The following is a 15,641-nucleotide window of genomic DNA, read 5'->3' on the forward strand; positions in this document are numbered from 1 at the left end:
TCTGACTGATCCTCTGGCCGCTGGTTAGGTTGGACAGACCTCGTCGACTCCAGGACCGGGACGTTTCTTGGTGCAGTCCAACCCCAGACCTGATCTGCCGCTCAGCGCCAGACTTCAACAGGATCTCAAGAATGACCTGATTGCTGGCTTGCTGGTGGTGATTCCGCTTGCCACCACGATCTGGCTGGCGACCACGGTGAGTCGCTTCGTTCTGGCCTTTCTCACGTCGATTCCGAAGCAGTTCAATCCCTTCATCACCCTCAATCCGCTGCTTCAGGACCTGATCAACCTGGCTTTGGGGCTCACGGTTCCTCTGTTGGGCATCCTCCTGATCGGTTTGATGGCCCGCAACATCGTCGGCCGTTGGCTGCTCGAGTTCGGGGAGGGAACCCTGTCGAGGATTCCCCTGGCTGGATCGGTCTACAAAACCCTCAAACAGCTGCTGGAGACGTTTCTTCGTGACAACTCCAAGCGCTTTCGTCGGGTCGTGCTGGTGGAGTATCCCCGGGAGGGTCTGTTTAGCGTCGGTTTTGTGACTGGGATCGTTGGCCCCTCTCTGCAAGCGGAGCTTGATCAGCCCTTGCTGAGCGTGTTCATTCCCACGGCGCCCAACCCCACCACCGGGTGGTACACCCTGGTGCCGGAGAGCTCCGTCCGTGATCTGAATATTTCCGTGGAGGATGCCTTCCGCACGATTATCTCGGCTGGGATCGTCAATCCCGATGAACGGGAAGCACCGGTGAATCGCAGTTTCTCCAGTTTGATCTCCCAATTGCGGGCCTCCGTGACGCCCTCTTCAAGCACCTCCGAAGCCTGACGCTTGCGTCTGCCGTTCCTCTTTCGCGAATCCTCCATGCAGTCCCGATCCCTGGCCCGAGAGCTGGCTCTTCTGGTGCTTGGTCAACTTCCTGACCGTGAGGTGAAAGCAATTCAGGAGTCGGCTAAGGCTGACTTCTCTGTGGAGAGCCTGCTCCAGAAAGCGCTTGACACGCTTCTTCAGCATTGGCGCGAGACCCTTGATGGCTGTGCTGCCGATCTGGAGAAGGCCCAGCAGCATTTGCTGGACAGCGAACTGAAGGATGGCGATCGCAGTGACAATGCCGTGGTGCGCGACCAGCTCAAGGCGTCCCTGGCGTCAGCTGAGCAGGTGCTGAACGGTTTGTCTGGATCTTTAGAGCTGCCACGACTGCTGGCCCTCGCCGATCAGGATCGTGTGCGGGAGGACGCCAGGCAGCGGATCGCGTTGGTGCTGGAGCAGCGCACCAGCATTGATGCCCGTTTGGATGGAGTGATGGAGGGCTGGAGGCTGACCCGTCTGCCTCGCATTGACCGGGATATTTTGCGTTTGGCTGTTGTGGATCTCACCGCTCTGAAGACCCCCGCAGCGGTTGCTTGTAATGAGGCTGTCGAGTTGGCCAATCGTTACAGCGATGATCAGGGGCGGCGCATGATCAATGGAGTGCTTCGCCGTCTCCAGGCGGCGGCATCCACCTCTTCCCTGTTCTGACCTCCGGTCACCCCAGCCCCGCATCGATGGTTTACGACTGGTTCAATCGCACCTCCGTTCCGCCCGGACAGGAGCCCGCCGATGGAGAGGTGACCGCTGCTGAACCCGCAGAGGCGGCTGAACCTGCGGCTGATCCATCACAGGCCAATGGGGCAGTTGCCGATGAGGATCCCCTGGAGTGGGCCCGGCAGGCCTACGCACGCCTGAAGGCGCAAAAGGCCCAGGAAGCATTGGCTGTTCAGGCAGAACAGGTTGCTCCTGCTAAGGAGTCCATCGCGTCCTCTGAGTCAGCGCCTCTCTCTGACTCTCAAGAGCGCGAATCCACACCCGAAGCGTCATCCGCGGTATCGCCTGATCCGGCTCCGACAGCGGGTTTGTCCCTGCTGGAGCAGGCAGCGGCCCAGCGTCAGGAACGCCGCGAAGATCTCGAACGCCGGAGCCTTCCAGTCGATCCCGTGGAGCCGGCCCAACCGGCTCAGTCCTTTGATATCAGCGGATCTCCTGCTCTGGTCAGCGATGGTGATGATCCACAGCTCGGAGCATTCGATGACACCTTCACCTGGTCTGCCGAGGTGCTCGCAGCCCAGGGGCGCCGCGCTGAGCAGGTATCGCTTGAAGAGATTGATTGGCTCGGTCGCCTGCGGCGCGGCCTTGAAAAGACCCGCCAGGGTTTTGTTACGAGCCTGCTGGAGAATCTGGGCGACGACCCCCTCACTCCAGAGGTGGTGGATGAACTGGAGGCTCTGCTGCTGCGGGCAGATGCCGGCGTGCAGGCCACCGATCAGGTGATGGAGGCCTTGCGCCGACGCCTGAATGAAGACGTGGTGGATCCTCGCGAAGGGATCCGGTTCTTGAAAGAGCAGCTGCGCAATCTGCTGGAGAAGCCCATTCAGGACAGCGGTGTCGAGCTTCTCGCTCCGGAGCGGGGTCGTCTCAATATTTGGCTGATGGTGGGAGTGAACGGTGTGGGCAAGACCACCACCCTCGGCAAACTCGCCAATCTCGCCGTCCGCAGTGGCTACAGCGCTCTTGTGGCCGCGGCCGACACCTTTCGTGCGGCGGCGGTGCAGCAGGTGGCGGTCTGGGCTGATCGCAGTGATGTGCCGGTGGTCTCTAATCCCTCGGCCAATGCCGATCCCGCGGCGGTGGTGTTCGATGCGATCGGTGCCGCCCGTTCCCGCAACGCCGATCTGCTCTTGGTGGATACGGCTGGTCGTCTGCAGACCAAGCACAACCTCATGGAGGAACTGCAGAAGATCCGTCGGATCGTTGATCGGCTTGCTCCGGAGGCCAAGGTCGAGTCTCTACTGGTGCTCGATGCGAGCCAGGGGCAGAACGGTCTGAAACAGGCGATGGCCTTTGCCAAGGCTGCTGATCTCACGGGTGTGGTGATCACCAAGCTTGATGGCACCGCCCGCGGTGGGGTCGCTCTGGCGGTCGCATCGGAGGCAGGTTTGCCGATCCGTTTCATCGGAGCAGGGGAGGGGATCCGAGATCTACGGCCTTTCAACAGCTTTGAGTTTGTCGAGGCATTGCTGGCCGGCCGCTGAACCCTTGCTACCTTGCGGGTCCTGCCATGGTTGGCCGTGAGCAGTAAGCCACCACGGCGCCACTCCACTCCGCGTCAACGCAGTGCCCCCCAGGCATTGACGGCTACAGCATCGTTTCGGCAGCTTCTCGACAGCCTTTCCAACGAACAGCGCACCAACCAGGACCTGTTGGTGTCTCTCGGTTTCGCTCTGCGCAGCTTCACCAACCTTGATCGTTTCCTGGAGCTGGTGCCCGTGGTGGCATCGCGGCTCGTTGGAGTGGAAGGAGCCCTCTTGGTGCCGTTTCAGGCGGATGGGCGCCTCTGGCGTGAGCAGCTCCAGGTTTTGCCGTCCGATCGATCGGAGGAGCTGCTGCGACAGGTCGCTGCCTACGAGCCTGGGCTGGTTGTGGGTTTCGCCTCAGAGGAGAGTCAGCTTCAGGGTCTCGATCATCTGGTTCAGCGTCAGCTCGGTCGAGCGGAGCTGTTTGCCACCAGCCTCGTGGCCCGTGGTCGTCCTCGGGGTCGTCTTTATGTGTTCAGCCATGGGCCGTCCATGGCCTGGAGCGAGGTGCATCGCCGCCACGTGCAACTGGTGGCCGATCTGGCCGCGGTGGCGATTGAAAACGACCTGATGCTGCAGCAGGCCCGTCGCCATGAACGGGTGGATCGCCAGCTCAGCATTGGTGCGGAGATCCAGGCGCAGCTGCTGCCCGATCGCTGCCCGGTGATTGAAGGGGTGGAGTTGTCGGCCCGTTGCCGCCCGGCGTTTCAGGTGGGCGGTGACTACTACGACTTCATCCCGACGCGACCGGAATTGATCGGGCGGCGACGTGAACGGGGTCGTTGGGCTCTCGTGATGGGGGATGTGATGGGCAAGGGGGTGCCGGCCGGTTTGCTGATGACCATGCTCCGGGGGATGCTCCGCGCCGAGGTGTTGAGCGGACTGCCTCCGGATCGCATCCTCCATGACCTCAATCAGCTGGCCCAGGAAGATCTGGCCCAGTCGCACCGGTTCGTCACCCTTTTTTATTCCGATTTCGATCCACGCACCCGCCGGCTTCGTTTTGCGAATGCGGCCCATAACCCGCCGCTGATTTGGCGTGCCCAACAGCGGACGATCAGTCGCCTCGATGCACCGGGTCTGTTGATCGGTCTTCAGCCGGAGGCCGACTACGGCTGCGGCGATGTGGTGCTCGAACCCGGTGACGTGATTCTGTATTACACCGATGGGGTCACGGAGGCCCCTGGCATCACGGGTGATCGCTTTGATGAAGCTCGCCTGATGCGAACCCTTGAGGCGGCCTGTCGTTCTGGGATGGGCTCCCAGGGCATCCTCGATCAGCTGTTTACCCGTCTGGATCGTTTTATCGGTGCGGATCGGCAGTTGGAGGATGACGCCTCGATGGTGGTGCTCAAGGTGCGTGAGGAGGTGATGCTTCCGTCTGTTCCCCGTTCTGCCCTCTGACAAGCTGAAGGCTGGTGGCGTGAACGGCAGGTATGGCAGCGGGAGTGACGGGCGGCGGCTCGGGCACCTGGAGTGATCGGTTTGAAGAGGGCTTGCACCCGGCGATCGAGCGCTTCAACGCCTCCATCGGGTTTGACATCACCCTGTTGCAGGAGGACCTGGATGGCTCGATCGCCCATGCACGCATGCTTGCTGAATGCGGAGTGATCAGCGATGAAGAGGCTGGTCAGCTCTGCGCCGGTTTGGAGCAGATTCGCAGCGAAGCGGCATCCGGCAACTTCCAGCCTGGCCTGGCCGATGAGGATGTGCATTTTGCGGTTGAGCGGCGTCTGATTGCCTTGCTGGGTCCGGTCGGTAAGAAGCTTCACACCGGCCGCAGCCGCAATGATCAGGTGGGAACGGATCTGCGTCTCTGGTTGCGCAGGAGGATCGACGCGCTGGAGCAGGCGGTTGTGCGTTGTCAGCGTGCCCTGCTCACGCAGGCCGATCGCCATCGTCAGACCTTGATTCCGGGCTACACCCATCTGCAGCGGGCCCAACCGCTTTGTCTGGCCCACCATCTGCTGGCCTACGTGGAAATGCTCGAGCGCGATCGTGAGCGACTCAGGGATGTGCGCGTTCGGGTGAACATCTCTCCGTTGGGGGCTGCGGCATTGGCTGGTACACCTGTGCCAATCAATCGACGCAGCACGGCAACGGCCCTGGGTTTTGAGCGGGTCTATGCCAACAGTCTTGATGCGGTGAGCGATCGGGATTTCGCGGTGGAGTTCTCCGCCGCGGCTGCTTTGGTGATGGCCCACCTCAGCCGCTTGGCGGAGGAGGTGATCTTCTGGGCGAGTGAGGAATGCGGTTTCGTGCGTCTGACCGACCGCTGCGCTACCGGTAGCAGCCTGATGCCTCAGAAGAAGAATCCAGATGTGCCGGAACTGGTGCGTGGAAAGTGTGGCCGGGTTTTCGGCCATTTGCAGGGCCTATTGACGATGATCAAGGGGTTGCCGCTTGCTTACAACAAGGATTTTCAGGAAGACAAGGAAGCCCTGTTTGATGTTGTTCGCACGACCTCTGATTGTCTCGAGGCCATGGCGATTCTTCTCGAGGAGGGGGTGGAGTTCCGACCGGAGCGTCTCGAGCAGGCTGTCGCCTCTGATTTTTCCAATGCCACCGATGTGGCTGATTATCTGGTGACCCGTGGTGTGCCCTTCCGTGAGGCTTATCAGTTGGTGGGTGCGGTGGTGAAGCGTTGCCTTCAGGACGGTGTGCTTTTGCGTGATCTCAGTCTTGAGCAGTGGCAGCAGTTTCATCCGGTGATTGAGGCGGATCTGCTGGAGGCGCTTGTGCCTCGCCGCGTGGTGGCGGCCCGTCTCAGTGAGGGGGGAACGGCTTTTGTTCGCGTTGAGGAGCAGCTGGCTCTCTGGTCTGAACGTTTGTCAACGAAGTGACTCACTGGGTCTACGCTAAACAAGCCAGAGGCCATTGATCCCTTTTCGGACCATGAACCGATGGCAGGTCAGGTCCCATCGGTCCCTCTTATCAACGGTCCATTAGGAAAGTGAGCATTTTCGTCGGCAATTTGCCCTTCCGCGCTGAGCAGGAAGACATCATTGAATTGTTCGCCGCCCATGGCGAAGTCACCAACTGTGCCCTTCCTCTGGAGCGCGACACCGGCCGCAAGCGTGGTTTCGCCTTCGTCGAAATGGCGGATGAGGCAGCAGAAGCTGCTGCGATTGAAGCCCTTCAGGGTGTTGAACTGATGGGCCGCCCCCTGCGCATCAACAAAGCCGAACCCCGCGGCAGTGCTCCCCGTCGAGGCGGTGGTGGCGGCTATGGCGGTGGTGGCTATGGCGGCGGCGGTGGTGGTGGCTACGGCGGTGGCGGTGGCGGCGGCGGTTATGGGGGCGGCGGTGGTCGCTCTGATGACGGCGGTGGCGGTGGTTATGGCGGTGGTTCCGGCGCCCGTGGCTGGGAAGATCGCAGCTACGGCGGTGGTGGCGGTTATGGGGGCGGCGGTGGAGCTCCCCAGGGCGGTGATTACGACGATGGCCGCAGTCGTCGTCGCCGTGGCGGTGGAGCTACTGCTCCCCAAGGCGACGATTACGGCGATTACGGCGGCGCAGAGGGCTGATCCCTTTCGCTGTTCCAGGCGATCAGCAGCACAGGTTCAGAGCCCGGCATCCTCAAGCTGCCGGGCGGCTGACTCGAGAACGGTCAGATCGGCTCCTTTGCGTTGGGCGTTCTGACCAAGATCCCTGCGCCAGTGGCGTGCTCCAGGCACTCCTTCCACCAGTTGCACGAGATGACGGCCCATGTCCCAGAGTCGTCCCCCCCGTTGGAGATGTCGTTCCGCATGGGGCATCAGTCCTCTCACCACCCCTGAGGCACTAACCGGTGGTCGTGCTGAATCGCCGTAGATCAGTTGGTCCACCTCGGCCCAGCGCAGGGGATGGGCGTAAGCCGCACGACCCACCATGGCTCCATCGCAGTGGCGCAGGGCATTGAGGCAGTCGCTTGGGGTGTCCAGCCCGCCATTCAGCTCGATGGTGAGCTCGGGTCGGCGCTCCTTCAGGGCAATCACTCTGTCGTGCTGCAGAGGCGGAATTGTGCGGTTCTGTTTGGGATCCAGTCCCTCCAGCCAGGCCTTGCGGGCATGCACGCTGAATCGTGATGCGCCAGCGGCGGCCACTGCATCCACGAAGGCGGTCAGTAGAGCATCGCTGTCGAGCGCATCGATACCGACCCGATGCTTGACAGTCACCGGCAGATCCGAGGCGGCTTTCATTGCTGCGACGCATCGGGCCACCGTCTCTGGTTCGGCCATCAGGCAGGCACCGAAATTCCCTGCTTGCACTCTGGGGCTCGGGCAGCCCACGTTGAGGTTGATCTCGTCATAGCCCCAGTCGGCGGCCATTCGGGTTGCTTCCGCCAGCAGCAGGGGATCGTCTCCACCCACTTGCAAGGCAAGGGGGTGCTCTTCTGGATCAAATCCCAGCAGTCGCTCCCGCCGATCGCTGTGGTGCAACGCTTGGGCCACCACCATCTCGCTGTAGAGCAAGGCTCTCCTGCTGATCTGCCGCATCAGCAGGCGGAAGTGACGATCGGTGCAGTCGAGCATTGGCGCCACACTGAAGCGCCAGGGCGGTTCCCGGTCGGAGCTGGTGGGGGAATCCATCCCCCCATGCTGCCTCGCGCCAGGCCTCGCTTAGAACATCAGCATTGCTTTTGCTCTCTGCCATGACCCTTTCCATTCGGCAGCGGCTACTGAGCCGTCGCTCTCTGCTCGGCCGCGTCATGGTGGTTGCGTTCGGTTGGATGGCAGCTCCCAGGCCTGTCCTGGCGGCGTCAAAGGCAGCAGACCCCGCCTGGACTCTCTCGGATGCTGAATGGAAGCGTCGGCTCACACCAGAGGCCTATCAAGTGTTGCGACGAGAAGGGACCGAGCGCCCCTTCACCAGTCCCCTGAATGGTGAGAAGCGCAAGGGCACTTATCACTGCGCTGGCTGTGACCTGCCTCTGTTTTCCTCTGCCGCCAAGTTCGACAGCGGCACGGGTTGGCCCAGCTTCTGGGAGCCGTTGGCCGGTGCGGTTGCCACGAAAGTAGATTTCAAATTGATCATTCCGCGCACCGAGTACCACTGCCGACGCTGCGGGGGCCATCAGGGTCATGTGTTCGATGACGGTCCAAGGCCTACCGGCAAGCGCTACTGCAACAACGGCGTCGCCCTCCGGTTCCAGCGCTCTGCATGATCTGATCGTGATCGGGGGTGGTGCCGCCGGCTTCATGGCAGCGATCACGGCTGCCGAGCAGGGGCTCAGGGATGTACTGGTCCTCGAGGCCACCCCTGATCCCCTCAGCAAGGTGCGCATCAGCGGCGGCGGTCGTTGCAATGTCACCCATGCCTGCTGGGATCCGATCGAACTGGTGGGCCATTACCCCCGCGGCAGTCGCCCCTTGCGCGGTCCCTTCAGTCGTTTCGCCTGCGGGGATGCTGTGGGCTGGTTTGCCGATCGAGGTCTGGAGCTTGTCGAGGAGCCGGATGGTCGGATGTTTCCTGTCGCCAACCGATCAGAGGCGGTGATCCACTGTTTGCGCCGTGCAGCTCGGAGTGCCGGTGTTGAGCTTCAGCTGCGTGCTCCGGTGCGCAGCCTGCGACAGCAGGACGACGGGTTTCTGCTCGAGGGCCATGGCCGCCAAGGCGAGACAGCTCCGTTTTGGACGGCCCGTCGGGTGCTCGTGGCCACCGGTGGTCATCCCAGTGGACGGCGACTGGCTGCTGCTCTCGGGCACCAGATCGTCGATCCCCTTCCCTCGCTGTTCACCCTGGCACTTCAGGCCCCTGGGCTTACAGCCTGTTCTGGGGTGGCGCTCGATGGCGTGGAACTGGAGCTCAGCCTGTCCGGCGGTCGCTGGCGACAGCTGGGCAGGGTGTTGATCACCCACTGGGGGCTCAGCGGTCCGGCGACTCTCCGACTGACGGCCTTCGCTGCTCGTGGTTTGCATGCGGAGCGGTATCGAGGCGAGCTGACCGTCCGCTGGTTGGCCGGGTTGGCCAATGCTGAGGTCTCCGCAACCCTGCAGACCCTGCGCCATCAGGAATCACGCCGCAGCCTCGCCGCAGCCCGACCCTATCCCCAGCGGCTGCCACGGCGGCTCTGGCTCACCCTGCTCGCTCAGGTGGGAGCTGATCCTCAGCGTCGCTGGGCGGACTGCCCAGCTGCCTGGGAGCGAGCCCTGGTGCAGGCGTTGACCGGCAGTCGCTATCCGATCCGGGGTCGAGGTCCTTTTGGAGAGGAGTTTGTGACGGCCGGTGGTGTCGCGCTTGGCGAGGTCAATCTGGCAACGATGGAGAGCCGACTGGTGAACGGTCTTCACTTCGCAGGGGAGCTGCTGGATGTGGATGGGGTCACCGGCGGCTTCAACTTCCAGCACTGCTGGAGCAGCGGTTGGCTGGCGGGTCAGGCGATCGCTGCCTCCCTCCTCTGAGCACTGTTCACTGGATCTGGTCGAACACCGTGAACATCGGCAAATACATGGCCAGCAGGATTGAGCCGACGATGCCACCAACCACGACGATCATGGCCGGTTCCAGCATCGAGGTGAGCGCTTTGACCGCCGCCGACACCTCGTCTTCGTAGAAGTCCGCCACTTTGCTGAGCATCTGGTCCATCTCGCCGGTTTCTTCACCGATCGCGAGCATGCTGAGGGCCATCTCCGGCAGCACCTTCTGGCGGTTCAGGGCTGTGCTCAGAAGCACCCCCTCCTGGACGAGCGTTCTTGAAGCCAGGATCGCGTCCGAGATGATCGAATTACCGGCCGTCTCGCTGGAGATTTCCAGGGACATGAGGATCGGCACGCCGGCGCGGGTGAGGGAACTGAAGATCCGGCAGAACTGAGCGGTGGCCGTTTTCATGATCAGGTCGCCGAACAGGGGTAGGCGCAGCATCAGCCGATCCACCACACGACGGCCTTTGTGGGTGTTGTAATAGCGAGCGAATAGCCAGACCCCCACCAGCAGCCCCCCCGCGAAGATCAAGGAGGCGGAGGATCGCAGCAGTTTGCTGAGGTCCACCATCAGCTGGGTGAACAGGGGCAGTTCCGCCCCCAGGTCTTCGAAGATTCCGGCAAAGGTGGGAATCAGAAAGATCGTCATGCCCAGGAACACGAGGATGGCGATCACCAGCACCGCAACCGGATAGCCCAGCGCGCCTTTGATCTGGTTCTGCAGGCGGGCGTTGTCTTCGAGCAGTTTGGCCAGGCGTTTCAGGGATTCATCGAGCACCCCCCCCGCCTCGCCCGCCTCCACCATGGCCACGGTGAGCTGATCAAAGACTTTCGGCCATTGCCGCATGGCTGCACCCATCGCCGTTCCCTGGTTCACCTCCAGTTGAACGGCGACGAGAGCCTTCTTGAACATCGGCAGTTTTTGCTGGCTGGCCATCAGATCGAGGCTGCGCACGATCGGTACGCCGGCATCCACCAGCGCGGCCAGCTTGCTGGCCCAGACGGCCTTCTCCTTCACGCCCGGAGGTTTCTGGAACGCCTCCCCCAGGTCGAGGGAGCGCAGTCCGGCCTTGGCTTGGCTGCCTGCGGCTGTCTGATCCTTGGTTTTGGCGCGTAGATCCGTGGCCTTGATGCCGCGTCTCCTGAGCTGGCGTCTGGCGTCGGCGGGATCACTGGCACGGATCGTCACCGATCGCGCCTGTCCTGAGGCGGAGGTGTAGCTGGCGGTGAAGGTGGCCATCGATCAGCGCCTGGGTCAGCCGTTCAGCAACCGTTCCAGTTCGGACGGTTTGCTCGCTTTGGTTCTCGCCTCATCCAGGCTGATCTCGCCGCGGTTGACCAAATCCGCTAAGGCCTTCTCCAGGGTCTGCATCCCCTGCTCTCCCCCGGTCTGGATCTGCGAGTAGAGCTGAGCGGTCTTGCCCTCGCGGATCAGATTCGCGACGGCTGGAGTGTTGATCAGGATTTCCTGCGCCATCACCCTGCCGAACTGGCCTGGTTGAGGATTCTCTTTCCGGCAGAGGGTCTGGGAGAACACCGCCACCAGGCTTCCAGACAGCTGCACGCGGATCTGGGTCTGCTGTCCGGGTGGGAATACATCCACCATGCGGTCGACGGTTTGAGCGGCTGAGCTGGTGTGCAAGGTGCCAAACACCAGGTGACCTGTTTCCGCCGCGGTGATCGCCAGCTGGATTGTTTCGAGATCGCGCATCTCCCCCACAAGGATCACGTCCGGGTCCTCCCGTAGGGCTGCTCGCAGGGCATTGGCGAAGCTTCGGGTGTCTTCGTTGAGCTGCCGTTGGTGCACCAGGCTGCGATCACTTCGATACACGAACTCGATCGGATCTTCGATCGTGAGGATGTGCTCTGCTCGGGTGTGATTGATGTGGTCGAGGAGGGCCGCGAGCGTCGTGGTCTTGCCGGAGCCCGTCGGGCCGGTCACCAGCACCAGCCCTCGCGGTCGCTTGCTCGTTTCCACCACCACCGAAGGCAGCTGCAGGGCCTCAATGCTGGGGATGCTGCTGCCGAGGGCCCGCAGGCAGGCGGCGTAACTGCCTTTCTGGCGATAGACGTTCACGCGGAATCGCGCCACCCCCTTCAGGCCGTAGGCGCAGTCCAACTCCCACGTCTGTTCGAGGGTCTTGCGCTGACTGTTGTTCAGCATCGAGAAGATCAGCCGGTTGCAGGTCTCCTCCGTCAGGGGGGTCTCCGTGAGGGGGCGGAGCTGCCCGCTGAAGCGTCCGTAGGGAGGTTGCCCGCTGGCGAGGTGCAGGTCGCTTCCGCTGCCCTGCACCAGCTGTTCCATCAGGTCTTCAATCATCAGGTCCATGGCAGGCAGCTCATTGACGCGGGCGCAGGCAGTACGGACATTCCAGCCAGGCTTCCTGCAGTCCGCCACCACAACCGGCGCAGGTCAGGGTGCTCAGGGCCCGGGCGCGGCGTTCCGATTCGAGTCCGGCATCGGTGAGGATCATGCGTCCCACCTCCTCCAGGGTGGTGAGTCCTTGGCGCACCAGCTCCAGGCTGTAACCCAGCAGCGTTTTCATGCCGCTCTCCAGGGCGAGGCGCCGGATCACGTCCGTGGTTGCTCCCTTCGCCACGGCGGTGGCCAGGGTTTCATTCATGCGCAACACCTCATACACACCAACCCGGCCGCGGTAGCCACTGCCCTGGCAATGACCACAGGCGTTGCCGCTTCCGTCGTGGTGACGGGCGCGCACGAAGCGCACATCCGTTTCTCTGTGGGTGATCAGTCCGAAGCGCCCCAGTTCGTCGGTATCGGGCTGGTAAGGCTCGCAGCAGTGGCTGCAGACCCGGCGCAACAGGCGTTGGGACACGATGCCGATCAGGGAAGCGCTGACCATGAACGGTTCGACGCCCATTTCGCTGAGACGGGCGATCGCACTCGGGGCGTCATTGCAGTGCAGGGTGGTCAGCACGAGGTGTCCGGTGAGGGCGGCTTCGATGGCTGTTTTGGCGGTTTCCAGATCGCGCGTCTCCCCCACCAGCAGCACATCCGGGTCCTGACGCATAAAGGCGCGCAGGGCGGTGCTGAAGTCGAATCCCTTGTCACGGTTGACCTGGCACTGGGTGATCCCAGGCAAGGTGTATTCAATGGGATCCTCCACCGTGGAGATGTTGATCCCAGGGTCGTTCCGTTCCGCCAGTAGCGAATAGAGCGTCGTGGATTTACCCGATCCAGTTGGGCCAGTGACCAGGATCATCCCGAAGGGTTTGGAGCCGAGGCTGCGCACCAGTTGCAGGGCGTCAGCATCGGTGATCAGCTTGTCCAGCCCCAGCTGGGTGGCGCCGCTGTCGAGCAGCCGCAGGACGATCTTTTCCCCGAAGCAGCTCGGAAGGCTGTTGACCCGGAAATCAACGGTGCGCTTCTGGAAGCGTCGCCGAATGCGCCCATCCTGGGCCTGTCGGCGTTCGGCGATATCTAAATCGGCCATGATTTTGAATCTTGAGGTCACTGCCGGCACAAGGCGACTCGGCAACGGTTCGCTGTAGCTCTGAAGCACGCCGTCCTGACGGAAGCGCACCTGAAGTCCGGCTTGCTGGGGTTCCACATGGATGTCACTGGCTTCCAGTTGCAGGGCCTGCAGCAGGATTCGGTTCACCAGATTCACGACCGGTGAGGCGTTGGTGTCTTGCAGGGTCTGCTCGAGGTCCTCGTGCAGGGCCGCCAGCCTCGCGGTTTCCTCGGGGTCTTCTTCCAAGACCCCCTCGGGATTGAAATTTTCAAGCAGGGATGGGCTGGCGACTGGGTTGGACGCCGGTTCTGCGCTGAAGGCTGTTTCTTGGGTGGCTGTTTCTCGGGAGAGCGCGCCCGTGGTCACTGTCTCGGGGGTGTTGGCTTCAACAGTGCTCTGCGGTTCTTGGAGTGCCAGCCCTTGGAGCTCCAGCCCTTGGAGCAGCCTTGCCAGCTTTGGCTGGTTGAGGTCTAGTCCCTTGCGTTCGATCGCGTCCCGCAGGCGGGAGGCGCTGAGGGGTGTGGGCTGTTCCGGCAGCGGGATCTGCAGGAGCAACTCCAGTTCCAACCGTTGCCGAGTCGGTTCGGAATCGGAGGTTGATGCCTGCTCGTTCATGCTCGACTCCGCAGACGATGCACGGTGATGGGTCGGAGGTGCGGGCTTCCGCCGCTTGTGGGAGGCACGCCTCACCCTTCAACATGTCTAGACGTGAATTCGGTCCCGGTCAGCATGAGTGGCGATCTCTCCTCCTCTGCGCATGAGTCCACCGCTGGTGGCGGTTCTGAGGTTCCGTCGTCATCTGTGAGTCCTGAGTCCGCCGCGCAGCAGCCCTCAGATTCCTCGACCGATGGCTCCGCTGGTTCGATGGACAGCCCAACAGCCAGTGAAACGGTCGATGTGTCGACCGAGTCTGCTGCTGACAACAGTGCCCGGCTCGAGCAGCTGGAGCGCGAGCACAGCAGCCTTCGGGAAGAACATGAGACCCTGCGCAGTCAATACATGCGCATCGCTGCCGATTTCGACAACTTCCGCAAGCGCCAGAGCCGGGATCAGGACGACCTCAAGCTGCAGCTCACCTGCAGCACCCTCAGCGAGATCCTGCCGGTGGTCGACAATTTTGAGCGGGCCCGCCAGCAGCTCAACCCTGAAAGCGAGGAGGCGCAGTCGCTGCATCGCAGTTATCAGGGCCTCTACAAGCAGTTGGTGGATGTGCTCAAACAGCTGGGAGTGGCCCCGATGCGAGTCGTGGGTCAGGACTTTGATCCGACCTTGCATGAGGCAGTGCTGCGGGAACCCAGCGACGAGCACCATGAGGATGTGGTGATCGAGGAGCTTCAGCGCGGTTATCACCTCAATGGCAGGGTGCTTCGCCACGCCATGGTCAAGGTCTCCATGGGGCCTGGTCCCCAGGGTGGGGCTGCAGCTCGTCCCGATGCCGATGCCGACAGCAGCTCCGCGGAGACTGGAGACTCCAGTGATGCGTCCGCTTGATCGCCTGGAGCTGGCCCTTAGGGTGATGAACGGGATGACGAGCTGATGGCCGATTACTACGAGCTGCTCGGGGTCGGAAGGGATGCCGATGCCGACAATCTGAAGCGGGCCTATCGGCGATTGGCTCGCCAATACCACCCGGATGTCAACAAGGATCCTGGTGCTGAGGATCGTTTCAAGGAGATCGGCCGCGCCTATGAGGTCCTCAGCGACCCTCAGACCCGTGCCCGTTACGACCAGTTCGGTGAGGCCGGTCTCGGTGGTGCTGCCGGCATGCCCGACATGGGCGACATGGGTGGCTTCGCCGATCTGTTCGAAACCTTCTTCAGCGGCTTCGGTGGAGCGGCAGGTGGGCGGCAGCAGCGGCGCCGCGGGCCCCAGCAGGGCGATGACCTCCGCTACGACCTCACGATCGATTTCGAGCAGGCGGTGTTCGGTCAGGAGCAGGAGATCCGTATCCCCCACCTGGAAACCTGCACCACCTGCAACGGCAGTGGCGCCAAAACCGGCAGTGGACCCACCACCTGCACCACCTGCGGTGGTGTTGGTCAGGTGCGACGTGCAACCCGAACTCCCTTCGGCAGCTTCACGCAGGTGGCGGAGTGTCCCAGTTGTGATGGCAGTGGTCAGGTGATCGCTGATCCCTGCTCCGCCTGCGGTGGCCAGGGGGTGCAGCAGGTTCGAAAGAAGTTGCGGATCAACATCCCTGCTGGTGTCGACACAGGCACCCGACTGCGGGTTGCCGGAGAGGGCAATGCCGGCCAGCGCGGCGGTCCCTCAGGGGATCTCTATGTCTTCCTCACCGTTCGTCCCCATCCCAGCTTGCGACGGGATGGCCTCACCGTGCTTTCCGAAGTGAAGGTGAGCTATCTCCAGGCCATTCTTGGCGACACGATCGAGGTGGAGACCGTCGATGGTCCTTCCAGCCTCGAGATTCCTGCCGGCACCCAGCCCAATGCCGTGCTCACCCTCGAGAACAAAGGCATCCCCAAGCTCGGCAACCCCGTGGCCCGAGGTCACCAGCGCATCACGGTCACCGTTCAGTTGCCCACCCGCCTCAATGCGGAAGAGAGGACCCTGCTGGAGGATCTGGCTGGCCACCATTCCGCCCGGGGTGAACAGCATCACCACCACAAGAGCGGATTGTTTGCCCGCCTGTTCGGACAACGCTGAAC

The 15,641-nt window shown here is 62.5% G+C and carries 14 protein-coding genes; 10 read left to right on the forward strand and 4 right to left on the reverse strand.

Annotation, left to right across the window (positions count from 1 at the left end; translation table 11 throughout):
* Positions 1-67: 67 nt before the first annotated feature.
* The 6 genes from CWE17_RS04315 to CWE17_RS04340 all read left to right on the forward strand — a co-directional run bounded on the left by CWE17_RS04315 (position 68) and on the right by CWE17_RS04340 (position 6,625).
* Positions 68-817: a DUF502 domain-containing protein gene (locus CWE17_RS04315; protein WP_131455114.1), complete on the forward strand. Its 750-nt coding sequence runs from the start codon at positions 68-70 to the stop codon at positions 815-817.
* Positions 818-853: 36 nt separating this feature from the next.
* Complete coding sequence (gene nusB / locus CWE17_RS04320; protein ID WP_131455115.1) at positions 854-1,507, forward strand: transcription antitermination factor NusB; 654 nt, start codon at positions 854-856, stop codon at positions 1,505-1,507.
* 26 nt (positions 1,508-1,533) lie between these two features.
* Complete coding sequence (gene ftsY / locus CWE17_RS04325) at positions 1,534-3,057, forward strand: signal recognition particle-docking protein FtsY (protein WP_131455116.1); 1,524 nt, start codon at positions 1,534-1,536, stop codon at positions 3,055-3,057.
* Between the two features lie 36 nt (positions 3,058-3,093).
* Entirely contained in the window at positions 3,094-4,503 is a 1,410-nt protein-coding gene (locus tag CWE17_RS04330) for a PP2C family protein-serine/threonine phosphatase (RefSeq protein WP_131455242.1), read from the forward strand.
* Between the two features lie 32 nt (positions 4,504-4,535).
* Positions 4,536-5,942 (forward strand): argininosuccinate lyase, encoded by a 1,407-nt coding sequence (gene argH, locus CWE17_RS04335; protein ID WP_131455117.1) that lies wholly within the window; start codon positions 4,536-4,538, stop codon positions 5,940-5,942.
* 110 nt (positions 5,943-6,052) lie between these two features.
* Positions 6,053-6,625 (forward strand): RNA-binding protein, encoded by a 573-nt coding sequence (locus tag CWE17_RS04340; RefSeq protein ID WP_131455118.1) that lies wholly within the window; start codon positions 6,053-6,055, stop codon positions 6,623-6,625.
* Between the two features lie 36 nt (positions 6,626-6,661).
* On the opposite strand, the gene dusA is transcribed toward CWE17_RS04340, so the two are convergent.
* The gene (gene dusA / locus CWE17_RS04345) at positions 6,662-7,669 is read right to left on the reverse strand and encodes a tRNA dihydrouridine(20/20a) synthase DusA (RefSeq protein WP_131455119.1); all 1,008 of its coding nucleotides are present in this window, start codon (positions 7,667-7,669) and stop codon (positions 6,662-6,664) included.
* A 62-nt stretch (positions 7,670-7,731) separates the two neighbouring features.
* Between dusA and msrB the strand changes: the two genes are divergently transcribed.
* Entirely contained in the window at positions 7,732-8,244 is a 513-nt protein-coding gene (gene msrB / locus CWE17_RS04350) for a peptide-methionine (R)-S-oxide reductase MsrB (protein ID WP_131455120.1), read from the forward strand.
* Positions 8,171-9,481 carry an NAD(P)/FAD-dependent oxidoreductase gene (locus tag CWE17_RS04355; protein ID WP_131455121.1) on the forward strand — a complete coding sequence of 437 codons (1,311 nt, stop codon included), beginning with the start codon at positions 8,171-8,173 and terminating at the stop codon, positions 9,479-9,481. Before msrB ends, CWE17_RS04355 begins: the two co-directional genes overlap by 74 nt.
* A 7-nt stretch (positions 9,482-9,488) precedes the next feature.
* On the opposite strand, the gene CWE17_RS04360 is transcribed toward CWE17_RS04355, so the two are convergent.
* From CWE17_RS04360 to CWE17_RS04370, 3 genes are read right to left on the reverse strand one after another with little or no spacing between them, the layout of a single operon-like run.
* A complete protein-coding gene (locus CWE17_RS04360) occupies positions 9,489-10,739 on the reverse strand; it encodes a type II secretion system F family protein (protein WP_131455122.1) in 1,251 nt (416 codons plus the stop codon).
* Between the two features lie 15 nt (positions 10,740-10,754).
* Positions 10,755-11,828: a type IV pilus twitching motility protein PilT gene (locus CWE17_RS04365; protein WP_131455123.1), complete on the reverse strand. Its 1,074-nt coding sequence runs from the start codon at positions 11,826-11,828 to the stop codon at positions 10,755-10,757.
* 10 nt (positions 11,829-11,838) lie between these two features.
* Entirely contained in the window at positions 11,839-13,590 is a 1,752-nt protein-coding gene (locus CWE17_RS04370) for a GspE/PulE family protein (protein WP_131455124.1), read from the reverse strand.
* A 114-nt stretch (positions 13,591-13,704) separates the two neighbouring features.
* On the opposite strand from CWE17_RS04370, the gene grpE reads away from it, so the two are divergent.
* Together grpE and dnaJ are read left to right on the forward strand one after the other, a co-directional pair.
* Entirely contained in the window at positions 13,705-14,466 is a 762-nt protein-coding gene (grpE, locus tag CWE17_RS04375; protein ID WP_131455243.1) for a nucleotide exchange factor GrpE, read from the forward strand.
* A gap of 45 nt (positions 14,467-14,511) precedes the next feature.
* Positions 14,512-15,639 (forward strand): molecular chaperone DnaJ, encoded by a 1,128-nt coding sequence (dnaJ, locus tag CWE17_RS04380; protein WP_131455125.1) that lies wholly within the window; start codon positions 14,512-14,514, stop codon positions 15,637-15,639.
* The last annotated feature ends 2 nt before the right edge of the window (positions 15,640-15,641 follow it).

This window comes from Synechococcus sp. BS56D (assembly GCF_004332405.1).
In the GTDB taxonomy this organism is placed as follows: Bacteria; Cyanobacteriota; Cyanobacteriia; order PCC-6307; family Cyanobiaceae; genus Synechococcus_C.